Below are 22973 nucleotides of genomic sequence, written 5' to 3'. Positions count from 1 at the left end.
CAATCTATAGTCTACGTTTTGCTATGCATTAGATATTTATTAATTCTGTCAGCAGCCGACATCTTTATCGCTGAAATGATGCATCAGCAGGCGGCTGACCTATCATGGACAATTGGTTGTGGCCAAAAGGAGATAAGCCTGTGAGTAGCCAAGCGAGTAGGCGAATAATTAAAAAGCCCGGCTATAAAGCGCGTATTGCCACAGTAGTATCAGTTATTCGGGAAAATGAGGATGTTACTGCTGTACATGTGTTTTGTTGTGACGATGACGGGGTTGTTCCTGTTTCTGAAGAGGTTGGAAGTAGCGAGGCTGAAATGGTTGCCCGCTCCTTCTCGCAACGTGGTTCTGCCCTCTGTTCCCATATAGAATATGTTGTTGCTGCAAACACTACCTGGGCAATATGTCCGGTAAATCTGGCTAGCAGTTCACTGTTAATTATCTGTCATCTGGTAGAGGCTGAATTGACCGAGCGTACCCGGCAGATTATCAGACTTTCTGCCGATAGCATGCATGAACTACACCGTACGTTCGGCGAGCTGGGTCATGAGAAAGCGGTCAGGCATCCTGCAATCCTGGAAAATATAAGTGCTAAAACGCAGACCGGTGGCTGGGAATATCTGGTTGAAGATAAGTCCATACACTGGAGCCAGCAAACATACCGGCTTTTTGGATTTCAGGGGAACAATGTTGTTTCGCTTCATCGTTCACTGGCTACGTTTCCTGATGTGTCTCGCCAGCAAATTCAAGCATTAATCAAACAGGTCAGGGCACAAAATACCTCCCGGCAACTTGAAGTCCCTTTTTTTACCGGTGCCGGTAAACAGCGCTGGGCAAAATTAACAGCCAGTCCGGGCCCCTCGGGAGTCGGTCACAGTATCGTGGGTACCATCAGCGATATAACCGAACAGCAGCGCTTATCAGATACCCAGCATAATTTTACAGCGTACTTCAGAACCATCCTGGATAATCTTAACGATGCGATCTTTACCGTTGATGACGAGGGCACAATTATTACAGTCAACATGGCGGTAGAGCGAATCTTCGGTTATGCGGCTGAGCACTACATCGGCACCGATATCGCAGATCTTGTACCTGATTTATTTGCTGCCCAAAGCACTATTGAGGCGCTGGTAGGAACGGTGGATGCAAGTCAGGAGCACCAGCTTTACGGAGCCAGAGGCGACGGCCAGCAATTCCCCATAGAGCTGTCTGTTACACCTATCGTGCAGGACGGGCATCAACAATATGTCATTATTGTCAGCGATATCACCGAACGCAAAGAAGCGTCGGACAATATTTACAGAATGGCATTTTTTGATGACATTACAGGGTTGCCAAACCTGAAGTCATTTGAGCGGGATGTGAAAGGGTTAATACGGCAGGCCAGAGACAGAGGGCAGGATTTGTATTGTCTGATGTTTGATGTTGATAAGTTTTCCCACTTCAACCTTACCTTTGGCAAGGACATAGGAGACTTCATCCTGAAAATACTGGCCAGACGGATTGAGTCGCATGTTCCGGCTTTATTTAATGCATATCGTGGCCATGCTGACCGGTTCTTCTTAGTATTTAGTGCGCCATTTAATGCAAATGATTCTGCAATAGAAGAAATGCGAAACGAAGCTGAATGGAAATTGCAGCGCGATGTGCTTGCAGATATTACGCTGCACGACCATCTTCATCCTATTAGCGCATCAGTCTCTTCTGCTCTGATAGAGGGTAATCTGGCAACCTATGAGAAGATAGTGGGTATTCTTGAGTTCGGCAGAAACCGTGCGAAAGGGCAGGGGCTGGCAGGAAAAATTGCCTTTGACCGTCGCGCCTTCTCAGATTACGAGCGCCACCATTTTATTGCTAAAGCATTTGCTCAGGCATTCGAAAATGACGAGTTTTATCTGGTGCTACAGCCTCAGTTTGATGAGCGGGGCGATGTGGTATGTTCAGAAGCCTTACTAAGATGGGATCAGCCTGATCTTGGCGCAGTCAATCCCGGCGAGTTCATTCCCATAGCAGAAGAAAGTGATGTGATCGTCGACATAGGCTACTGGGTGCTAGAAGAAGCGTGTCGAATTCTGGCGCATTGTCGTCAGCAGGGTATGCTGACGCGAATCGCTGTTAATATCAGCGGGCGGCATATTGCCCGCCCGGATTTCGCTGATAAACTCATGGACATCGTTAAGCGCTGGCATATCGAACCTGAGCAATTACAGCTGGAAATCACCGAAACGACAGTGGTATCCGGTATTAGTATTGTGCGCGAACGAATGGAAATGCTGGCTGCATTTGGCTTTCGCTTCTCTATTGATGATTTCGGCACTGGATATTCCAGTCTGAGTTATCTCAAAGAGCTGCCCATTAGTGAGCTTAAAATTGACCGTTACTTTGTCGATGAGATTAATTTTTCGAACGAGGAGGTTCCCATCGTTAATACCATCATTGATATGGCGGATGCGATGGGCGTCAGTACCGTGGCTGAGGGCATAGAGAATGATATCCAGCTTCGCTATTTAACTGCACGTGGTTGCCATGTTTTCCAGGGTTTTCATTTGTCCCGACCCATTATGAAAGACGCCTGGATGACGTTGCTCAAAGGCCGTAAAGCGGGATAATAATTTGTGCATATAAGGCTGAAGTCTTATCCCTGATGTTGAAAAACTGTACTAGTGTAGAGGGTGTTGAAAGTTTACATCGGGCCGTACAGCGCCTGATTGCTTACAGGACCCTACTATGGATTATCAATCACAATACAAACGCGCTATATCTGACCCTAACGGATTCTGGCATGACCAGGCAAAAAAGCTTCCCTGGTTCACATCTCCTGAAAATATTCTGTCTGAATCCTCAGGCCGGTACGAGTGGTTCTCTGACGGTGAGATGAACACCTGCTACATGGCACTTGATCATCATGTAAAGCAGGGCCGGGGAGATCAGACTGCATTGCTTTACGATTCACCGGTGACCGGTACAAAGCAATCATTTACTTATCAGCATTTACTGGATGAAGTAAGCCGGTTTGCCGGTGCGTTGCAGCAAAAAGGGGTAACCAAAGGCGACCGCGTTGTTATTTATATGCCTATGATTCCACAGGCAGCTATCGCGATGCTGGCTTGCGCAAGACTTGGAGCGATCCATTCTGTGGTGTTTGGTGGTTTTGCGCCGCGCGAACTGGCAGTAAGAATCGATGACGCTAAGCCCGATGTAATTGTTACCGCTTCCTGTGGTATTGAAATTGATCGTGTTATCGAATACAAACCGCTGGTAGATGAAGCAATCAGGCTGGCGCAGCATTCGGTAAATCACTGTATTGTCTTCCAGCGTGAACAGGCTATCGCTGACTTAGATGCGAGCCGTGATAGTGACTGGCTTGAGGTCGCTAGCAATGCAGAGCCCGCTCCCTGCACATCCGTAAAGGCCACAGATCCTCTTTACATATTGTATACCTCCGGAACAACCGGTAAGCCCAAAGGCGTAGTGCGCGATAACGGCGGACATGCTGTTGCACTCAATTTTTCATTAAATGCAATCTATAACATTAAGCCAGGGGATGTATTCTGGGCAGCGTCCGATGTTGGATGGGTAGTTGGACATTCTTATATTGTGTATGGCCCTCTAATTTACGGGGCAACAACCATTATGTACGAGGGAAAACCCGTAAGGACGCCTGATGCGGGTGCTTTCTGGCGCGTTATTGAAGAGTATCAGGTGAGTGTGATTTTTGCAGCGCCTACCGCCTTCAGAGCTATTCGCAAGGAAGATCCAGAGGGTAAGAAAATAAATCCCGAGGCATTGTCCTGCTTGAACGCTATTTATATGGCGGGTGAGCGACTTGACCCGGCAACCTATGACTGGACCCGCGAGCAGACCGGCAAACCAGTCATTGATCACTGGTGGCAAACTGAAACGGGCTGGCCAATTTGCGCAAATCCCGTTGGCATAGAAGCGTTTGAAACTAAACCGGGCTCATCAACGCTACCCGTGCCTGGTTTCGACGTTCAGGTACTGGATGAGTCAGGCAACGAGTTGCCTGCTAATGAGCAGGGCGCCATTGCAATCAAGCTACCTATGCCACCCGGCTGCCTGCCAACTATCTGGCAGGATGATGAACGATTTACCGCCAGCTATTTGTCTCGATACGACGGCTATTATTGTTCAGGTGATGGCGGCTATAAGGATGCCGACGGTTATGTTTTTATTATGGGCAGAACCGATGATGTCATTAATGTAGCAGGTCACCGGCTTTCCACGGGAGAGATGGAAGAGGTACTGGCTGCACATCCTGCCGTAGCAGAGTGCACAGTTATTGGCGTGGCCGATAGTATGAAAGGGCAGGTCCCTCTGGGTATGGTGCTGCTCAAAGACGGCGCAGATATAGATGAAAGCGCGCTGGAAGCCGAGCTTATTGCTATGGTACGTGACGCTATTGGTCCGGTTGCCAGCTTCAAACAGGCGATAGTAGTCCCACGCCTGCCAAAAACCCGCTCGGGAAAAATTTTACGCAAAGTATTACGACAGATGGTATCAGAAGAAACGGTTAACGTGCCTTCTACTATTGATGATCCTCAGGCGATTGATGATGTTAAACAAAGCATGCGCAGAAAAGGCGTAATACAGTAAAACAGAGTACCAGCCTCATTGAGGCTGGTATCTAATAATAGACTTCTTCAGCGACTGGTGTCGGTGGGGCAATCACGACAAAATAATAAACGATAAAAGCGGACAGAATGATTAGAAATGCAGCGAGCCAGAGTTTTGACGAAGGAATTGCGGGTTTCTTAGTACGCTTTTTGCCATGCAGCATGGCGCTCGTCAGTGGCTGCTTTTTAAATACGGTGTAGAAAACTACCGCGGCAATATGCAGCATAATGATTGCTACAAGCCAGTCGAATCCTGTTCTGTGAACTGTGTTCATTACCGCTCGGGTGGCATTGCTGGCACTGGCATACCAGGGGCCTTCCATAAATATGTCATCAGACATAAATAACCCGCTTACTGCCTGAGTAATGACCATACTTAGCATAAGCACCACAACATAACCGCCGAGAGGATTATGCCCGGTGTACGCCAGGCTGCGGCGCGAAAACAACGTTCTACTGTAGTTAAAGACGGAAACAGGAGAGGCAATGAAGTGGCTGAAGCGCGCATATTTTGGCCCGAAAAGGCCCCAGAAAATACGAAAAATCAGCAAACCCAGTGTAAAGTAACCACAGTAAAAGTGCCATTGCATGGCGTTTTCCAGCCAGCTGGCGGTTACATACTGTACTATCAGACTGGCGACAAGCAACCAGTGGAAAAGCCGGGTAGGCAGGTCCCAAACGAGGCGTCGTTCCATCGTATTCTCCATCAGGCTATAGGTTGGCGCAGTAGCGAATAATAGTATAGGCAGCATATCGTATGAAAAAGCAATATACACGCAGATGAGTTGCAAGCGTAATTTCATCAGGCAAAATGCGGGGTAAATAACATAGTATGGGAACAAACGCATGAAGGTAGGTATCTTTGGCGCGAACGGCCGTATGGGCCGTGTGCTTATTGAGGCGGTACAAAATGAGCAGAGCGCGCAACTGGCTGCTGCTACGGTCAGAGAAGATTCGCCCTGGGTGGGAATGAATGTCGGGGAATTGGCCGGAGTAGGTAAGCTATCTATAGATTGCTGTGCGGTCGACACACTTAACCCTGCCGATATTGACGTTATGATCGATTTTACCCTGCCAGCTGCACTGGCGCAGAATCTTGCGTGGTGCAAAGAAAATCAGAAGCCTGTTGTTATTGGAACTACCGGGCTTTCAAATGAACAAATGTCTGTATTAAAAGAAGCTGCCACGCAAATCCCGGTGGTTTTTGCCGCCAATTACAGTGTAGGCATTAACGTGATGCTGGCTTTGGTCAGACAGGCAGCCAGTGCACTAGGCAGCAGTGCAGACATCGAGATTACCGAAGCCCATCATCGATTCAAAAAAGATGCGCCGTCGGGCACGGCTATGGCTATTGGAGAGGCCATAGCCGATGAACTGGACAGAGATTTATCACAATGTGCAGTGTATGGCAGAGAAGGCCACGAGCCTGAGCGAGATCAGGAAACCATTGGCTTTGCCACGGTTCGCGGCGGTGACATTGTTGGTGAGCATACTGCAATGTTTGCTGATATCGGTGAGCGTCTGGAAATTACGCACAAAGCATCAAGCCGCCTTACATTTGCCAATGGCGCTGTGCGGGCAGCAAAGTGGCTTACCAGTAAACCAGCCGGCCTTTATTCAATGAAGGATGTGCTTAATTTGGCGGATTGATAATGGTCAACGAATACATCCGCTAAATAGACAAGTTACCGGTCTGTTATTCATCTGTATGACGCGGTTACCGCTACGTAATCGGATTTAGCTGTGTATTTTGTGACGGTATGCCCTGAACGACTGAATGTGATAATTCAGGATTTCAGCAGACATGATTCAGACAAAAGTAGATGTTTCACGGTGTTTCATGGGATTTTGAGGTTAACAGGGCGTTTTCACAAGTTTTCCTAAATCGGCGTAGACCTGTTTTAAATACTCCTGTATACTTATTGGAATTTGCCAAGATTTTGCGCTGTAAGCTACGCAGCGCAGGTTTATTAGCTGCAAAGACTGCAAACGGGATGTTGATGATGATACTCACCTCCCGTTTTTTGTGTGTTTTGACAACGCTTGTCAAAACTCTCGGTTATCCTTAATTTGGAGGTTGACTTGGCTAATTCTGCCCTATTGGTGTTAGAGGATGGGTCTGTTTTTAAAGGTACGGCGATAGGTGCTAAAGGCACAGCCGTCGGGGAAGTCGTTTTCAATACTTCCATGACAGGTTATCAAGAAATCCTCACTGACCCCTCTTACGCTGAACAAATCATCACCCTGACTTATCCCCACATCGGTAATACCGGTACCAATCCTGAAGACGTAGAAGCCGATAAAATCTGGTCGAAAGGCCTGGTTATTCGTGATCTGCCGTTAGTTGCCAGCAACTTCAGACAAACTCAGACGCTATCAGAATACCTGGCTGAAAAAGGCGTGGTGGGTATTGCTGACATTGATACGCGCAGGCTAACACGCTTGCTTAGGGATAAAGGTGCACAAAATGGTTGTATTGTGTGTACTGATGAGCTGGATGAAAAGGATGCGTTAGAACAGGCCCGTAATTATCCGGGACTGAAAGGCATGGATTTGGCCAAAGAAGTGTGTATAAAGTCGCCCAAAGAGTGGGACGATGGCTCCTGGCAACTAGGTCAGGGATACGTTAAAGCGTCAGAACACAAGTTTCATGTAGTCGCTTATGATTATGGCGTTAAGCACAACATACTTCGCATGCTGGTGGACCGTGGTTGTAAAATAACGCTGGTTCCCGCACAAACGCCTGCTTCTGAAGTAATGGCAATGAACCCGGATGGTGTCTTTCTTTCAAATGGTCCGGGCGACCCGGCACCCTGCGATTATGCTATTGAGGCTATTCGTACGATTGTTGATGCTGATATACCAACCTTTGGTATTTGTCTGGGGCATCAGTTACTGGCACTTGCCAGCGGCGCGACCACAGTAAAAATGAAGTTTGGTCACCACGGCGCTAACCATCCGGTAAAAGACTTAAAACGCAATGTCGTTATGATCACCAGCCAGAACCACGGTTTTGCGGTTGATGAAACGAATCTGCCGGATAACCTTGAAGTCACACATATTTCATTGTTCGATCAGTCTTTGCAGGGGATACATCGCAAAGACAAGCCTGCTTTCAGTTTCCAGGGGCATCCGGAAGCGAGTCCTGGTCCGCAGGAAGCCAGTGCACTTTTTGATCACTTCATTGAACTTATCGAACAATCAAAGCAGTAGGACACGCCCACTATGCCAAAACGTACCGACCTTAAAAGTATATTGATACTGGGAGCCGGGCCTATTGTAATTGGTCAGGCCTGCGAATTTGATTACTCAGGCGCACAAGCCTGTAAAGCACTGCGTGAAGAGGGCTACCGGGTTATTCTGGTTAACTCGAACCCGGCCACTATCATGACTGACCCCGAAATGGCTGATGCAACCTACATTGAGCCGATTCACTGGGAAGTTGTGCGCAAAATTATTGAAAAAGAACGCCCTGATGCTGTATTGCCCACTATGGGTGGGCAGACTGCACTTAACTGTGCACTGGAACTGGACCGCCAGGGCGTTTTAGAAGAGTTTGGTGTTGAGCTGATTGGTGCCACAGCCGATGCAATTGATAAAGCTGAGGACCGTAACCGCTTTGATAAAGCAATGCGGGATATCGGGCTGGAATGCCCGCGCGCTGAGATCGCTCACAGCATGGAAGAAGCCCATGATGTGCTGAGCCGAATCGGCTTCCCCTGCATCATTCGTCCATCATTTACCATGGGCGGCTCAGGCGGTGGTATTGCTTATAACGTCGATGAGTTTAATGAAATATGCCACCGTGGCCTGGATCTTTCGCCAATCAATGAGCTGCTCATTGATGAATCGTTAATTGGCTGGAAAGAATACGAGATGGAAGTGGTCCGGGACAAAAATGATAACTGTATCATTGTTTGTACCATTGAAAATTTCGATCCTATGGGTGTACATACCGGCGATTCAATCACAGTTGCTCCGGCGCAAACCCTTACCGATAAAGAGTTTCAGATTATGCGTAATGCGGCAATGGCTGTATTGCGTGAAATTGGTGTTGAGACCGGCGGATCGAATGTTCAGTTTGGGGTGGACCCACAAACCGGCCGTATGGTTATTATCGAAATGAACCCCCGCGTTTCGCGCTCTTCTGCATTGGCTTCCAAAGCAACTGGCTTCCCCATTGCTAAAGTGGCTGCAAAGCTGGCTGTAGGCTACTCCCTTGATGAGCTGGACAACGATATCACTGGTGGTCTTACGCCGGCATCGTTCGAGCCTTCCATCGATTATGTTGTTACCAAAATTCCTCGCTTCAACTTTGAAAAGTTTGCCGGTGCCAATGACCGCCTGACGACACAGATGAAGTCGGTAGGTGAAGTCATGGCGATTGGTCGCAATCAGCAGGAATCACTGCAAAAGGCATTACGTGGCCTGGAAGTAGGTGCCACTGGCCTGAATCCGATGATTAACCTGGATGATGCTGATGCGCGCAGTAAGCTGATTTATGAACTCAGAGAGCCAGGTGCAGAGCGTATCTGGTACATCGCTGATGCGTTCCGTTTAGGCATGACGGTTGATGAAGTTTTTGAGCTGACCAATGTAGATCGCTGGTATCTGGTTCAACTGGAAGACCTTGTCCTACTGGAAAATCAGGTAACTGAACTGGGTATAGGTAATATCGACGCGCAGATGATGCGCAAGCTAAAACGTAAAGGTTTCTCAGATGCACGTCTTGCTGAGCTGACCAGCGTTGCCGAAAGTGATGTACGCGATGTACGTCGTGGATTTGATATCTTCCCGGTCTACAAACGTGTGGATACTTGCGCCGCTGAGTTTTCTACCAGCACTGCATATTTGTACTCTACGTACGACGAAGAGTGTGAAGCGAATCCTACCGACAAAGACAAAATTATGGTACTGGGTGGCGGTCCTAACCGCATTGGCCAGGGTATCGAATTTGATTATTGCTGTGTGCACGCGGCGCTGGCGCTTCGCGAAGATGGTTACGAAACCATTATGGTGAACTGTAACCCTGAAACCGTTTCAACCGATTACGATACATCAGACCGACTTTATTTTGAGCCGGTCACACTGGAAGATGTGCTTGAGATCGTCGCCAAAGAAAAACCTAAAGGTGTAATTGTTCAGTATGGCGGTCAGACGCCGCTTAAGCTGGCTCGCGCACTAGAGGCAAATGGTGTACCTATTATCGGTACTGCGCCTGACGCAATTGATCGCGCGGAAGATCGCGAGCGCTTCCAGCATATGGTTAATAAATTAAGTCTGAAGCAACCTGCTAACGCGACTGTCAGTAATATGCAGGAAGCGTTGGAGCGTGCTGATGAAATTGGTTTCCCGCTGGTAGTTCGTCCGTCCTACGTATTAGGCGGTCGCGCGATGGAAATTGTCTATGACATGAAAGATCTGAAGCGCTATCTGAATGAAGCGGTGAAGGTGTCCAACGACTCGCCGGTATTGCTGGACCGTTTCCTGGACGATGCGATCGAAGTAGACATTGATGCAATGTGTGACGGCACCGAGGTTGTTATTGGTGGCATCATGGAGCACATCGAACAAGCAGGTGTTCACTCTGGCGATTCAGCCTGTTCACTGCCGCCACATTCTTTACCTAAAGACATTCAGGATGTCATGCGTAAGCAGGTTAAAGATATGGCCCTGGAACTGGGCGTAGTTGGCCTGATGAATACGCAATTCGCGGTGAAAGATGGTGAGGTATACCTGATTGAAGTTAACCCGCGGGCTGCACGTACAGTACCGTTTGTTTCCAAAGCGACAGGTATTCCGTTAGCTAAAGTAGCAGCGCGTGCAATGGCGGGCGTCAGCCTGGCCGAGCAGGGTGTAACTGAAGAAGTCATCCCGCCGTTTTATGCAGTAAAAGAAGTGGTACTTCCTTTTGCTAAGTTCCAGGGTGTAGACCCGCTGCTTGGCCCTGAAATGCGTTCTACCGGTGAGGTAATGGGCGTAGGTGATACATTCGAGGAAGCCTATGCCAAAGCCAATCTAGGTGCTGGTGCGCCGCTGCCTAAGGAAGGAAAAGTACTGCTTTCAGTCAGAGACACTGATAAAGCTCGTGTTATAGAGCTGGCGAAACTTCTGACTGAAAATGGTTATGACATCGAGTGTACACGCGGTACAGCAACGCAGTTATATGATGCGGGAATCATGAGCTCGGTGGTAAATAAGGTGTCTGAAGGACGGCCTAATATTGTCGATTCCATTAAAAACGGGGTATATGACTACATTATCAATACCACCGAGGGACGTCAGGCAATTACCGACTCTGTCTATATCCGTCGCGAAGCACTGCTTAATAAGATCACCTATACAACGACGATGAATGCTGCATTTGCAACTGTTCAGGCGAAGTCGGCAGATGATCGCAATCGTGCTACTTCCGTACAGGAATTACACGCGCGAATTAAACATTGATGACAAAAAACGGGATACGAGGTATCCTGTTTTATACTAATAATGAAAACTGTGCGCCTTGATGGCGCACTTTTTTTGATCATGACAATCCCAAAAAAACACAGGTGAGACAATACCATGGCTCAGTATCCAATGACTGCTCACGGTGCAGAGCTTCTGCGCAACGAGCTTAACGAACTGAAAACTGTAACGCGCCCCCGCATTATTGAATCAATCGCTGAAGCGCGCGAGCATGGCGATCTAAAGGAAAACGCGGAGTATCACGCTGCGCGCGAGCAACAAAGCTTCTGCGAAGGCCGTATTCAGGATATCGAGGGCAAGCTTTCCAACGCGCAGATTATCGATGTAACTAAGATGGAAAATACCGGCAAGGTTATCTTTGGTACCACGGTGACCATCATGAACCTTGAAACTGACAAAGAAACGCGTTATCGCATTGTTGGTGACGATGAGGCGGATATTAAAAACAACCTTATTTCGGTTAACTCTCCTATCGCACGAGGGTTGATTGGTAAAGAGGTCGATGATGTCGTGAACATTGAAACGCCTTCTGGCACTGTTGAATTCGAAATTACTGAAGTAGAATATATTTAATCAAAGGGAGCGGTTGGCTCCCTTTTTGTTATCTAAAGCAACGTTTTTTAAGGATGAAAAACAGTGAAACGCCTTCCTTACATCATAAGCCTCAGCGCACTGGTTTTCCTGGTTTCCGGCTGCGCCGGCTTAATCGCTGATGAGATTGAAAATGCAAAGTTGAAACCTGTTTTCAGCGAGGGAAGTCTTGAGGAACTCTATGATGTGCTGAACCTCTCCACCAGGGATTACTGCAGCAGTACCACGTCATTTTGCACGCAATATCTGTACAGTGCGGCTTCTCCTGCTCAACCAACCGATACAAACACTGAACCCACGTCTGAATACGGTCTGGAATTGAAAACAAACCTGGATTCAGGCTCAAAAGTGGTAGAAAAAGTGCTTCTTTTAGATGAGCAGTTGGAAAATAAATATCAAGGTACGGTGCTTCTGCTTCATGGTCATGGCGGGGATAAGAACATCTGGGCATTTACTATGGATTATTTCCATTACCTGGGGTTTGATGTGGTCGCGCCGGATTTGCCCGGTCATGGTAACGCAAATTCGCAACGAAGCTATGGGGTTGCCGACGGCCGGGAAATGGCTGACTTTATCAATAGCGAATTAAAAGACGCAGCACGTCCGCTCATTATTGTTGGCCACTCTATGGGCGCACTGGCGGCGGTCAATGCCGCGCGTGATAGCCAGGCGGCAGACGGATTAATATTGTTGGCACCGATGCAGCGTTTTGATAAAGCGTCGCTGGGTGTGGCGCAAACGTTCACCCCCTGGCTGAACATGCTGGTACCGGACAGTTCAATAGCAGCGGGCGCCGAGCTGGCCCTTACCCGCAGTGGTGGTACGATGGCACAAACAGATATGCTACCGGCTATACCACTCTTAGGTGTACCTACACTGGTATATGGTGCGCAGAACGACCCGGTCAGTAATGTCAGTGATGAAAACGGATGGCGCTATCCTCACGTGCAGCGCTTCGTGAATGACGATGAGTCTCACATTTCTCCGGTTATGGTGGGACAGAAAGAGCACGAGATGTTCGTTGACTGGTTTAAAAATATTCCGGGCATCGAAAGTACGACAAAACAGGAATCCGTGAGTGAGTGATAAAGACGCACCAGAGATAAAGACACTGCGCTCCAAAACGGTTTATCAAAACCGATGGATGACCGTCAGAGAAGATGAAATTGAACGTCCCAGCGGCGCTAAGGGGTTGTATAGTGTGGTAGAGAAACCGCATTTTGCAATCATTATTCCTGTGCACGGCGATCAGGTCTACATGGTGGAGCAGTATCGATATCCGGTCGGTGAGCGGCAGCTTGAGTTCCCACAGGGTACCTGGGATGACGAACCGGGCGTTGACCCGCTGACACTGGCCGCCGGTGAGCTGAAGGAAGAAACGGGCCTGACTGCAAGTAGTATGCAATATGTAGGTTTCCAGTACCTGGCTTATGGCATGAGTAATCAGGGTTATCATATTTATCTGGCGAGCGAACTCACCGAAGGTAAGCAGCAGTTAGATCCGGAAGAAGAGGGCCTCACTGTGCATCAACTATCGCTGGCTGAATTAGACGAAAAAATTATCAACGGGCAGGTAAAAGATGCCTCTACATGCAATGCGCTGGGGCTGGCACGATTAAAAGGATTTCTATGACTGAATTTGAGCCGGCAGGTTTTATGCGTCGTTTTTTGGCTGTTCTGATCGATACAATTATGTTTTTTTTATTTATCACAGTACCGGTCACCCTGACGATGGGATCTGTACTGATTGCCAGTAATGGCGAGGTGAACTGGCTGAATGTGACACTGGGGTACATTCTTCCGTTTATACTTACTATCTGGTTTTGGCAAAAATATTTAGGTACGCCGGGCAAGATGCTGCTGGGAATTCAGGTGGTAGATTTTAATACCGGCGCGAAACCATCCATCACTAAATCGGTAGTTCGCTATTTCGCCTATATTGTATCTATCTTGCCGCTGTTTCTTGGCTTCATCTGGATTATATTTGATAAAAACAAACGGGGTTTTCACGACTATCTGTCAGGCACGGCGGTAATCCGCAACATGCCTGAATATGTTCGCAGATAAATTAACGAAGATCGGAAAGCTGATTACTGATTTCGATTTTCTGTGGTTTCTTTGCTTCGGGCAAAATTCTTTCCATATCAATATTCAATAGTCCGTGCTCTAAATCAGCACCCAGAACTTTTACATTATCACCCAACTGGAATTTACGTTCAAAACCGCGCTCCGAAATTCCCTTATGCAGAAATGTGCGTTCCGGCGCGTCCGCCGCCCGGGGGGCTTTTTTACCAGCGATAGTCAGTGTGTTTTCCAGCATCTCAATATTAATTTCTTCCTGTCTGAAGCCTGCAACCGCCATAGTGATGCGGTACTTGGTCTCACTTAAAATCTCGACGTTGTAGGGCGGATAACCGCTTTGCTTTTCAGACTGAGTTGCCGCATCAATTAGACTGGCCAAATGGTCACTGCCGATAAACGAGCGGTACAACGGTGTTAAATCAATAGATCGCATGATGCATATCCTTCTTCAAGCAATATGAAACACACTGACCCCCACAGAGGGGCATCAGCAATATCGTTCTGTTCAGGTGTCTAGAAAATATAACAGCAAACAGCATAGGGTTTACATATAAGCTGGCAAATAAATAGGTGTATTTTCAAACTACATTAATTCATGACGTGGTCGCGGTTGGGTTTGATCTCACCAACATCTATTACGGTACAAGTGACTAATGTATTTTAATGGCCCAACTACAATTATAAGAAAGTAGGCCTGGTATTGCGGAATAGCTGAATGACTGATGTGAGTGGTGATATAGAGTTTGATTTTGAAAATTGCGAAGATGAACCCATTCATATTCCGGAATCTATTCAAAGTTATGGCTTCCTGATTGCTTTTGAAGATGATGATTTAACGATTACCGTTGTCAGTGAAAATACTGAGCAAATCTTCAAAGAATCCATTCTCGATAAGCACTTTCTCGATATTCTCTGCCCCAAAACAGACAGTAAAGCCTTTTTGCAGGATACCTTTGAACGGGTTTCAGAAAACAAAATTCGCCTGCCTATTAAGGTTGAACTTGATGAGTCACTGCTGCAACCGGATACTGATAACGATTATCTTGCTGTCGTTTATAATGCGAATGGAAAGTACGTTGTTGAATTAGAGCCTGCTACCGAATTCAGAGACGCTTACAGCGCCGAGCAATTCATAAAACTGTATGCAATGTCTGTTGCGCCGCGCTTTAAGGAGATGAACTCCTTAGGTGAAATGGCGCAGGAGATGGTGGCCACTATTCGTTATCTGACCAACATGGACAGAGTGGTACTGTACAAGTTTAATGACGACTACTCAGGGAAAGTTATTGCTGAAGCGAAAGCTGAAGATATGGATTCCTATCAGAATCTTTACTTTCCGTCTAATGACATACCCAGCCAGGCCCGTGAATTATACACTCAAAACTGGGTGAGGCTGACGCCGGACACCGAACTGCCGGCATCAGAACTTATACCGTCTATTAAAGAGGCGAATAGAGAACCACTAGACCTGACGCGCTCTTTGTTAAGGCGCTTTTCGCCTATTCACCTGCAATACATCAGAAACCAGGGCCTGAGAGCGTCGTTTTCAATCTCACTGGTGACTGAAGGTGAACTGTACGGGTTGATTTCCTGTCACCACCGCGAGGCCAAATATATTCCACAAGATGTCAGGCTGCAGTGTGAAAATTTAAGTCAGTTGTTCAGCTGGCATTTACGTGCTAAAGAAGAGGAAATTGCGCGTAAGAAAAAGCAGCAAATCGATAAAGCTGTTGATGGCATGCTAGATAAAATTGGCCCTTCAAATCCTATCGGTCGGGTGGTCAAAAGCGGTGAGAAAGCATTTTTGGAAGCGATGAATAGTTGCGGCTTTATTTACTTTTCGCAATACGAAACCATCGTTTTAGGCGAGACCTTGCCAGTTGACTTAATAAAATCAATCTTCAGCAGCGCTCGCAACTCCACCGGTTTTCCGTATGAAAATGATGCGCTTTACGAAGAGTGGCCCGAGGCAGAGCATTACAATATTGCCGGTGTGTTGATTATCCCCTTATTTGAGAAGAAGCAATACTTCACCGCCTGGTTCAGAAAAGAAGAACATCGGGTTCAGAAATGGATCGGCTCAGAAGGCGAAAAATCAGAGGCTGCGTCCAAAGAAGAGCGATTAAAGCCCCGCGCGACATTCCAGGTTAATGAGCGAGCTATTACCGGTCGCTCTTCAACATTTGATAAAGCCGACATTGATACCGCGAATCGATTGAATCGTATGTTCCTGGTCTATGCGCTGGAAGTCCAGGAACGCATGCATATCAGTATTGAAGAACTGGAAAAACAGGATCAGTATCGTAACGAATTTTTAGCGACACTCGCCCATGAGCTCAGAAATCCACTTGGCCCCATCATGTCAGGGGCGAGTATTTTAGAAACCGCCTCTGATGAAGCCACCCGGGCCAGGGTAACGTCAATCATCAATCGTCAGGCTGAATATATGTCTAAGCTGATTAACGATTTGATGGACGTTTCGCGGATAACACGGGGCAAAGTGAAGTTGGAGTTTGAAAAGGTCAACATCCAGGATGTTATTTCCGATTCTCTGGAAATAGTAGACCAGCATATCAGAGCTAAAAATCACGAATTGAATCTCAATTACCTTCAGGATGGCGTCACTGTATTTGGTGACAAAGCCCGGTTGAGTCAGATTTTTTCAAATATCATCCACAATGCTGCCAAATATTCTGAGGATAAGGGCGAAATCACCATTAACGTCCGGGAAGAAGGACCGATGGTCGTAGTGGCAATTGAAGATAATGGTATGGGGATACCCGAGGACCGGCTTAAAGATGTGTTCAATATGTTTACCCAGATTGATGCCCACTCGACCCACACAAAAGGCGGTCTCGGCATCGGCCTTACGCTGGTGCACAAACTGGTAACATTACATCACGGTGATATTTCTGTTTTCAGTGAAGGGCAGGGCAAGGGAAGTACCTTTGAGGTGCGCCTGCCTATTTCAAAACAGGCCTTTGATGAGTCAGATACTGAATCCTCGCATGTATCGGCAACTCGCCAACAAAAGATACTGTTTGTAGATGACAATGCCGATCTTGTTGATACTTATTGCTTACTGTCCGAAGCGATGGGGCTGGAAGCATCCGGCATTACGTCTCCTAAAGAAGCTGAAGCAGAGTTTAAGCGTTTTAAACCAGACTTTGTGTTTTTAGATATTGGTATGCCTGACATCGATGGCTACGAGCTATGCCGAATTCTTAAAAAATTACCAGAGTCACAGAATGTCAGGTTCTTCTCACAAAGCGGATGGGGCACTGAGAAATATATTGAAGAATCGAAAGAAGCCGGGTTTGAAGAGCACTTTGTCAAACCTTTATCCACTGATACCATTCGATCCGTTCTGAGTTAGGAAGCGCATAGATAACTCCATGGGCCGAATAGCTGTGCTCATTGTTGAGAGATAAAACAGATATTAAGCGGTAGAAAGGGCTAGGTCAGAAAAAAGCAGTAAGCGCCAAACTTACTGCTGTGAAATTACAAGGATGTGCGATGAAAAAGTTTAGTTTACTACTGCTTCCACTGGTACTTGCTGGTTGCAACACGACAGATTCAAATAATGCAAAGAGCGCATTTCCGCAACAATATGTAGATTTAACCGCTAAAGATAGCCAACATCTTTTGGAAAAGTACTGGGTATTGGGTGTCAAAAAAAGTCCAGCGCCTCCTCCCGATGCTGTTCGCGATAATCTCGCTGGATGTACCACAGTTACCTTCCTCATTAACAGCAGCGGTCGCGCTGACGGATATAAGATCGCTAATTCATACCCTGAAGGCGTGTTTGACCGTCATGTACTTGCCGCGCTTGCTCGCTGGCGCTATAAGCCAGCTGAAGGCAATAATGATAAAATGCCTGTATTGACCAGGGTAAGTATAAGTTTTATGCCAGAGCTGGCAAGCAACGCAGAAGAGGCTGAACAGCGTTGTAATAACCTCGCTGACCAATAACTATCACCACTGCTAGCACAACATCTTAAAGTTGTGCGCATTAGCGCAGCAGACTGTCTTTGCTTGCCCGTCGATTGACAGACGAAACTGATTTTGTCTTTTTTTCCTGCTCGGTCTGACATTCGATGCACATTTGGACACCGGGAATTGCCTCGCGACGCGCCTGGGAGATAGGCTCATCACAGACCTCACAAAACTCTGCACTTTCCCCCTGAGGAATGCTGCCCTTCGCGCGGGCAACACCGTCTTCAACACTGGCGTCAATTTGTTCCTGTACTGCGCCATCTCGGGCCCATCCACCTGCCATAATTATCTCCGGTAATTTGTGTAACAGACTGGCCTGTCGCTTACCATTTTATTTCTATCTCAAGCTCTGCATCATTATCAGCTTGGCCAACCATTTCCTCGTAAGGTGTTGCCTGACGCAGCCACACTTTATCAAAGGTTGTATCTTCAAAATGTGTTCTGATTTCATCGATACAATTAAATGTTTTTGGTTTGCCTCCACCCGCCATAACAGGGTTACGGTCTTCCTCATCACCGGTGGCAACCACATAATATCCGCCTTCCAGTGACTCTATGTATAAATTCATAATTGTTCCCGACGTATAATAATGTATATATGTAGCGCTCAGACTGATAAAGTGATCATTAAAGTTGGGTAATATGACAGATGGATATGCGGTATATTCAACTTTTTTTAAGAACCGGGCCGATATAAAAGTGCAGAACGCTTATTCCCCTTCGTGCGCCATAGTAGGTTGGAACAATGTGTATTTTTAAAATTTGTAAGCGCTTAACAGTGTTCTTTTTACTGTTTGTGAGTATCAATGCCAACGCGCAGAAGCCTTTGTCTGTGGCGGTTAATGTGGGACCGCCCTGGGCGTATTATGACGATGAACGCGGTGTGGTAGGTATTGATGTAGATATTATCAATAGTATTTCCGAGCGACTCGGCTATCAGGCGGAATTTCATTTGCTTGTTTATAATCGCCTTATCGAGGACTTCAGAAACGGTAAATATGACATTGCCAGCCCGGCGGCGTTTGATTCGGATATCGGTTACCTGACTTCCGCCTATCTGCCCTTTGAAGATGTTGCTGTCACATTAAGAAGCAGAAGTTTCCAAATTGATACAATAAACGACCTTGAGGGCAAAAGTATCGTCGCCTATCAAACGGCGCGTGATGTTCTGGGAAGTGACTTTGCCGGTATCATAACCGACGATCATTGTCTTGAAATTGCTGATAGAGAGGCACAGTTAAAGTTACTGGCTAACAACCGAACCGATGTGGTTATTGGAGAGCGCAGACTGCTCACCTATATTATGAAGCAGTATTACCCGGACATGAAGCTGGCCGTTCATCCTGTTTTTGAAGCGCGCCCTTACGGAGCTATCATCAAAGATGAAGCGATTCGGGATGCGTTCGACAGAGAGTTACAAAAAATGGAAGCGACCGGTGAACTAGATCGTATATTCAACCGGTGGCATTAACCGTCAGTCGGTGGTACAGATATTCAGCGAGAGGCGGCGGGCTGTTTAATTACCTCACCATTCTTAATTACCAGCGAGACACTTTCTATAGCCTTTATATCCTGCAAAGGATTGCCGGGAACCGCAATGATGTCTGCCAGCTTTCCTTTTTCTATACTGCCAAGCTTATCTTGCTGCTTGAGTAATGTTGCAGCGTTTATTGTTGCTGCACGTATAGCCTGCACGGGCGTCATTCCAAATTCTACCATTCTGGCAAACTGTCGCGGATTATCACCGTGCGGATAGACCCCGGCATCCGATCCGAATACCATCTTAACGCCTGATTCGACGGCGTTTTTAAAGCTTTCTCGCTGCGCCTTTCCGACCTTGCGTTCTTTAGCCAGACTTTCCTCGAGGATACCTGCTGCTTTACCCTCACTAAGAATATACTCGGTGACATAAATATCCATGGACAGGTAGGTGTTGTTTTCGACAGCAAGGCTGATGGCTTCATCATCAAGCAAACTGGCGTGCTCTACAGAATCTACACCTGCGCGTATTGCCGCTTTTATGCCAGCAGTTCCATGGGCGTGGGTCGCGACGGTGAGACCGCGCAGGTGGACCTCCTGTACTAACGCCTGCATTTCCTCAAGTGTATACTGCTGCGCGCCTACCTTCGTGCCTTTGGACAACACACCGCCGGTTGCACAAAACTTGATAAGGTCCGCACCGTATTTGATATTACGGCGAACCGCTTTGCGAATCTCCCAGGGGCCGTCAGCAACGCCGTCGCTTTTTTGATTATACTCAAAGGGCAACAGGTTATTGTCACAATGTCCGCCTGTTACGCCAAGAGAGGGGCCGGCAACGAACATCCTCGGTCCGGTTATTTCTCCTGCGTTGATGGCTTCTTTAAGAGCGACATCAGCAAACCCTGGCGCCCCCACGTTGCGCACGGTGGTAAATCCTGCACGAAGCGTATCTTTAGCATGCTTGACGCCTTTAAGCGTTGCACGGGGCACAGATACGCCTAATCGCTTGTAACCATGCGTCGCAGCATCGCTGGTGAGGTGTACATGCATGTCCATGAGTCCGGGCAATAGGGTCGCATCACCAAGACGGATAACACGGTCGCTCGAATCAAAAGTGACATCATTCGCACTTCCTGCCTGGCTTATCGTGTTTTCATCTATGACTACCACTGCATTATTAATCAGCTTGCCGCTGCTTACATCAAGCATCCGGTCAGCCGTGACCACCAGAGAAGCAGAGATAGCAGGCAGTGAAACAATTAATAAAAACAGACTTATAAAATAGCGCATAATGCAATCCGATCGCAGAGAAGTTAAAAAACGGTATCTAGTTGTGGTCGCGCTTTGATGTGCGCTGCAAAAACAGCGCGGTGGCCAGGCTTATCAATAGCACAACGACCATCGGCCACTCCCCTAAAAAGCGATAGGGCGTAAAACCGGTGGTAGCCGGTACGGTTTCAGTAATACTGCCACGTTCGAACTGAGGTAAGCGGCTGGTAATATTGCCGGCATCATCGATAAAAGCGGTGATGCCATTATTCGTAGCCCTGACTACGGGGCGGCCCATTTCCTTTGCCCGCACCTGCGCAATTTGTAAGTGTTGGGCGGGGCCATGAGACTCACCAAACCAGGCATCATTACTTACGGTAATGATCATACCGGTATCCTGATGAACGTTGGCTGATACCTGGCGAGGAAAAGCGATTTCAAAACACAACGCCGGCGCCATATGTACGCCATTAGCAACAATATTTTCCTGAACAAAGCCGCCTCTGGAGAATGATGACATTGGCAAATCGAATAGCGGAGCCAGAGGGCGAAGAATACTTTCAAAGGGGACCACTTCACCTACCGGCAGCAGGTGGTGCTTTTGATAACGATTACTTCCGCCATAACGATAGTGACCGTTTTCGCCGGCAGACTTCGCCCCCAGTACAATCATTGTGTTCCAGGAGTTTTTGGTTTCAAAGTTATAATCTACAATGCCGGTTATCAAGGCAGTATCAGTGGCTGCGGCTTTTTCGTCCAGTGCATGCAGATAACCGTTTGCCAGGTATTCCAGTTTGGGTACCGCAGCTTCAGGCCAGATGACAATGTCACTGTCCCATAACGGTGTCGTCATCGATCTATACATTGCCATGGTCGGCGCATCCTGCTCAGGCTGCCATCGAATTGATTGTTCGATGTTCCCCTGTACCATGCTGACAGTGTGTTCTTTTGTGGTTGTCACCCACCGGTGCTGGTCTAATACAATACCGCTTATTGCTGTCACAGTGACTAACAGTGCTACAGGCAATATCCTTTTGCTGAATGTCCATATTGCCGTAGCTGTGCATAACAATACTATCAGTGCAGTAACCCCTGTTTCACCAATAACCGGAAACCAGCCTGCCAGCGGACTATCCAGCTGGCTGTATCCTAGTGACAGCCACGGGAACCCACTTAATAACCAGCTTCTCAGCCACTCAGTCATAAACCAGATAGCTGGCAGTGACATGGGCCACAAGGCGGGGGTAAAGAAACGTTTAGTCAGGTAAAAGGCCAGAGCAGGAAAGAGTGCCAGGTACGCACATAGCAGGGCCATTATTCCAATCGAAGCAATGAGCGGCATCCCCCCAAACGTGGCGATACTCACGTGTACCCAACTGATTCCAGCCCCGAACCACCCAAGGCCAAACCACCATCCGGTTGAAAAGCCCGAAACAGGACGTATATGAAGTTGCCGAATAGCGATAACCACAGCCAGAAAGGTAACAGGCCATGCGTAAAAGGGAGAAAAGGCGAATGTGAGACTGGCCCCGCTAAGTATTAGCAGAGCCACAGAAAGTAACGCGTTCAGAACAATTACTCCAGTGAGGGGATGGTCACTTTAAGCTGTACCAGACGACGTTTATCTGAATGTGTAACTTTGAAATGAATATCGCCGATGGATATTTCATCATTAGTGGCGGGCATATGACCAAACGCTTTTAGTACGATACCACCAATGGTGTCGGCTTCTTCTTCACTGAAACTGGTTTCAAAAAACTCATTGAATTCATCTACCGGCGTCAATGCTTTAACTGAATACGTATATTTATTTAAAGGACGAATATCGTCGGTACCGTCTTCTTCGGTATCGTACTCATCCTCAATTTCACCAACAATCAGCTCAAGAATATCTTCGATAGTTACCAGGCCCGATACCCCACCATATTCATCAACTACGATGGCCATGTGGTAGCGTTGCTGGCGGAATTCTTTCAACAAGACATCAACACGCTTACTTTCGGGGACGATGACCGCCTGACGAATAACCGCTTTTAAGCTGAACTCCTGTTCAGAGTTAAACATATAGGCCAGCAAATCTTTGGCCAGCAAAATGCCTTCGATGTGGTCTTTATCTTCGCTTATGACAGGGAAGCGGGAGTGGGCGGACTCGAGCATAATCGGAAGAAACTCTTCCACTTTCTGGTCGATATCAATAGTCGTCATCTGGGTGCGAGGGATCATGATGTCTCTGACACGCATGTCGTTAACACCTATCACGCCCTCAATCATCTCCCGGGTCTGTGGGTCAATGACTTCGCGCTGCTCGGCTTCGGTGATAACCTCTACCAGGTCTTCCTTACTTTTCGGCTCTCCGGAAAATGTCAGTTTGATTTTGTCGATCCAACTTTTTTGCGCAGAGCCGTTGGTAGAGTGGGGATTATCGTCGCTCATAGTATCCGTTTAATTTAT

At 47.4% G+C, this 22973-nt stretch carries 19 protein-coding genes; 12 read left to right on the top strand and 7 right to left on the bottom strand.

The window, feature by feature from the left end:
• Positions 1 to 140: 140 nt before the first annotated feature.
• Both FBQ74_RS10915 and FBQ74_RS10910 read left to right on the top strand, forming a co-directional pair.
• On the top strand, positions 141 to 2609 hold the full coding sequence (locus FBQ74_RS10915) for a putative bifunctional diguanylate cyclase/phosphodiesterase (RefSeq protein ID WP_168190653.1): 2469 nt from the start codon (positions 141 to 143) through the stop codon (positions 2607 to 2609).
• A gap of 118 nt (positions 2610 to 2727) precedes the next feature.
• Positions 2728 to 4614: a propionyl-CoA synthetase gene (locus FBQ74_RS10910; protein ID WP_139756700.1), complete on the top strand. Its 1887-nt coding sequence runs from the start codon at positions 2728 to 2730 to the stop codon at positions 4612 to 4614.
• Between the two features lie 31 nt (positions 4615 to 4645).
• Here the strand turns inward: FBQ74_RS10910 and FBQ74_RS10905 are convergent, their stop codons facing one another.
• The gene (locus FBQ74_RS10905) at positions 4646 to 5329 is read right to left on the bottom strand and encodes a cytochrome b/b6 domain-containing protein (RefSeq protein WP_139756699.1); all 684 of its coding nucleotides are present in this window, start codon (positions 5327 to 5329) and stop codon (positions 4646 to 4648) included.
• A 151-nt stretch (positions 5330 to 5480) separates the two neighbouring features.
• Between FBQ74_RS10905 and dapB the strand changes: the two genes are divergently transcribed.
• The 7 genes from dapB (at position 5481) to FBQ74_RS10870 (ending at position 13760) form a co-directional block, all read left to right on the top strand.
• Positions 5481 to 6284 (top strand): 4-hydroxy-tetrahydrodipicolinate reductase, encoded by an 804-nt coding sequence (dapB, locus tag FBQ74_RS10900; protein WP_139756698.1) that lies wholly within the window; start codon positions 5481 to 5483, stop codon positions 6282 to 6284.
• Positions 6285 to 6716: 432 nt separating this feature from the next.
• Positions 6717 to 7847: a glutamine-hydrolyzing carbamoyl-phosphate synthase small subunit gene (carA, locus tag FBQ74_RS10895; RefSeq protein WP_139756697.1), complete on the top strand. Its 1131-nt coding sequence runs from the start codon at positions 6717 to 6719 to the stop codon at positions 7845 to 7847.
• A gap of 12 nt (positions 7848 to 7859) precedes the next feature.
• Positions 7860 to 11081, top strand: coding sequence for a carbamoyl-phosphate synthase large subunit (gene carB / locus FBQ74_RS10890; protein WP_139756696.1), 3222 nt, complete (start codon positions 7860 to 7862; stop codon positions 11079 to 11081).
• Between the two features lie 117 nt (positions 11082 to 11198).
• Complete coding sequence (gene greA, locus FBQ74_RS10885) at positions 11199 to 11675, top strand: transcription elongation factor GreA (RefSeq protein WP_139756695.1); 477 nt, start codon at positions 11199 to 11201, stop codon at positions 11673 to 11675.
• A gap of 63 nt (positions 11676 to 11738) precedes the next feature.
• A complete protein-coding gene (locus tag FBQ74_RS10880) occupies positions 11739 to 12779 on the top strand; it encodes an alpha/beta hydrolase (protein WP_139756694.1) in 1041 nt (346 codons plus the stop codon).
• Positions 12780 to 12837: 58 nt separating this feature from the next.
• Positions 12838 to 13326 carry an NUDIX domain-containing protein gene (locus FBQ74_RS10875; protein ID WP_139757941.1) on the top strand — a complete coding sequence of 163 codons (489 nt, stop codon included), beginning with the start codon at positions 12838 to 12840 and terminating at the stop codon, positions 13324 to 13326.
• Positions 13323 to 13760 (top strand): RDD family protein, encoded by a 438-nt coding sequence (locus tag FBQ74_RS10870; RefSeq protein WP_168190652.1) that lies wholly within the window; start codon positions 13323 to 13325, stop codon positions 13758 to 13760. Before FBQ74_RS10875 ends, FBQ74_RS10870 begins: the two co-directional genes overlap by 4 nt.
• Before the next feature lies 1 nt (position 13761).
• Here FBQ74_RS10870 and FBQ74_RS10865 read toward each other — a convergent pair whose 3' ends face one another.
• Positions 13762 to 14208, bottom strand: coding sequence for an Hsp20 family protein (locus FBQ74_RS10865; RefSeq protein WP_139756692.1), 447 nt, complete (start codon positions 14206 to 14208; stop codon positions 13762 to 13764).
• 282 nt (positions 14209 to 14490) lie between these two features.
• Here FBQ74_RS10865 and FBQ74_RS10860 point away from each other — a divergent pair, with 282 nt between their 5' ends.
• Both FBQ74_RS10860 and FBQ74_RS10855 read left to right on the top strand, forming a co-directional pair.
• Complete coding sequence (locus FBQ74_RS10860; RefSeq protein WP_139756691.1) at positions 14491 to 17151, top strand: ATP-binding protein; 2661 nt, start codon at positions 14491 to 14493, stop codon at positions 17149 to 17151.
• 140 nt (positions 17152 to 17291) lie between these two features.
• Complete coding sequence (locus tag FBQ74_RS10855; RefSeq protein ID WP_139756690.1) at positions 17292 to 17747, top strand: energy transducer TonB; 456 nt, start codon at positions 17292 to 17294, stop codon at positions 17745 to 17747.
• A 40-nt stretch (positions 17748 to 17787) separates the two neighbouring features.
• On the opposite strand, the gene FBQ74_RS10850 is transcribed toward FBQ74_RS10855, so the two are convergent.
• Positions 17788 to 18054: a DksA/TraR family C4-type zinc finger protein gene (locus tag FBQ74_RS10850; protein WP_139756689.1), complete on the bottom strand. Its 267-nt coding sequence runs from the start codon at positions 18052 to 18054 to the stop codon at positions 17788 to 17790.
• 40 nt (positions 18055 to 18094) lie between these two features.
• Entirely contained in the window at positions 18095 to 18340 is a 246-nt protein-coding gene (locus FBQ74_RS10845) for a DUF6482 family protein (protein WP_139756688.1), read from the bottom strand.
• A gap of 176 nt (positions 18341 to 18516) precedes the next feature.
• On the opposite strand from FBQ74_RS10845, the gene FBQ74_RS10840 reads away from it, so the two are divergent.
• Entirely contained in the window at positions 18517 to 19242 is a 726-nt protein-coding gene (locus tag FBQ74_RS10840) for a substrate-binding periplasmic protein (RefSeq protein ID WP_139756687.1), read from the top strand.
• A gap of 23 nt (positions 19243 to 19265) precedes the next feature.
• Here FBQ74_RS10840 and FBQ74_RS10835 read toward each other — a convergent pair whose 3' ends face one another.
• Genes FBQ74_RS10835 through corC form a run of 3 tightly spaced genes read right to left on the bottom strand, consistent with a single transcriptional unit; the run spans position 19266 to position 22955 of the window.
• Complete coding sequence (locus FBQ74_RS10835) at positions 19266 to 20543, bottom strand: Xaa-Pro dipeptidase (protein WP_139756686.1); 1278 nt, start codon at positions 20541 to 20543, stop codon at positions 19266 to 19268.
• Between the two features lie 37 nt (positions 20544 to 20580).
• Positions 20581 to 22074 (bottom strand): apolipoprotein N-acyltransferase, encoded by a 1494-nt coding sequence (lnt, locus tag FBQ74_RS10830; protein WP_232371906.1) that lies wholly within the window; start codon positions 22072 to 22074, stop codon positions 20581 to 20583.
• Positions 22075 to 22097: 23 nt separating this feature from the next.
• Positions 22098 to 22955: a CNNM family magnesium/cobalt transport protein CorC gene (gene corC, locus FBQ74_RS10825; RefSeq protein WP_139756685.1), complete on the bottom strand. Its 858-nt coding sequence runs from the start codon at positions 22953 to 22955 to the stop codon at positions 22098 to 22100.
• Positions 22956 to 22973 lie beyond the last annotated feature (18 nt).

It is taken from the genome of Salinimonas iocasae (assembly GCF_006228385.1).
Classification (GTDB): domain Bacteria; phylum Pseudomonadota; class Gammaproteobacteria; order Enterobacterales; family Alteromonadaceae; genus Alteromonas; species Alteromonas iocasae.
The sequence above is the reverse complement of the archived record's forward strand: the minus strand, read 5'-3'. Positions and strand labels throughout refer to the sequence as shown.

Excerpts from the sequence above, each read along its gene's own strand:
- FBQ74_RS10910 (WP_139756700.1), top strand. The coding sequence starts at position 2,728 with ATGGATTATCAATCACAATACAAACGCGCTATATCTGACCCTAACGGA.
- FBQ74_RS10905 (WP_139756699.1), bottom strand. The coding sequence starts at position 5,329 with ATGGAACGACGCCTCGTTTGGGACCTGCCTACCCGGCTTTTCCACTGG.
- dapB (WP_139756698.1), top strand. The coding sequence starts at position 5,481 with ATGAAGGTAGGTATCTTTGGCGCGAACGGCCGTATGGGCCGTGTGCTT.
- carB (WP_139756696.1), top strand. The coding sequence starts at position 7,860 with ATGCCAAAACGTACCGACCTTAAAAGTATATTGATACTGGGAGCCGGG.
- greA (WP_139756695.1), top strand. The coding sequence starts at position 11,199 with ATGGCTCAGTATCCAATGACTGCTCACGGTGCAGAGCTTCTGCGCAAC.
- FBQ74_RS10875 (WP_139757941.1), top strand. The coding sequence starts at position 12,838 with ATGACCGTCAGAGAAGATGAAATTGAACGTCCCAGCGGCGCTAAGGGG.
- FBQ74_RS10870 (WP_168190652.1), top strand. The coding sequence starts at position 13,323 with ATGACTGAATTTGAGCCGGCAGGTTTTATGCGTCGTTTTTTGGCTGTT.
- FBQ74_RS10865 (WP_139756692.1), bottom strand. The coding sequence starts at position 14,208 with ATGCGATCTATTGATTTAACACCGTTGTACCGCTCGTTTATCGGCAGT.
- FBQ74_RS10860 (WP_139756691.1), top strand. The coding sequence starts at position 14,491 with ATGACTGATGTGAGTGGTGATATAGAGTTTGATTTTGAAAATTGCGAA.
- FBQ74_RS10855 (WP_139756690.1), top strand. The coding sequence starts at position 17,292 with ATGAAAAAGTTTAGTTTACTACTGCTTCCACTGGTACTTGCTGGTTGC.
- FBQ74_RS10850 (WP_139756689.1), bottom strand. The coding sequence starts at position 18,054 with ATGGCAGGTGGATGGGCCCGAGATGGCGCAGTACAGGAACAAATTGAC.
- FBQ74_RS10845 (WP_139756688.1), bottom strand. The coding sequence starts at position 18,340 with ATGAATTTATACATAGAGTCACTGGAAGGCGGATATTATGTGGTTGCC.
- FBQ74_RS10840 (WP_139756687.1), top strand. The coding sequence starts at position 18,517 with ATGTGTATTTTTAAAATTTGTAAGCGCTTAACAGTGTTCTTTTTACTG.
- FBQ74_RS10835 (WP_139756686.1), bottom strand. The coding sequence starts at position 20,543 with ATGCGCTATTTTATAAGTCTGTTTTTATTAATTGTTTCACTGCCTGCT.
- corC (WP_139756685.1), bottom strand. The coding sequence starts at position 22,955 with ATGAGCGACGATAATCCCCACTCTACCAACGGCTCTGCGCAAAAAAGT.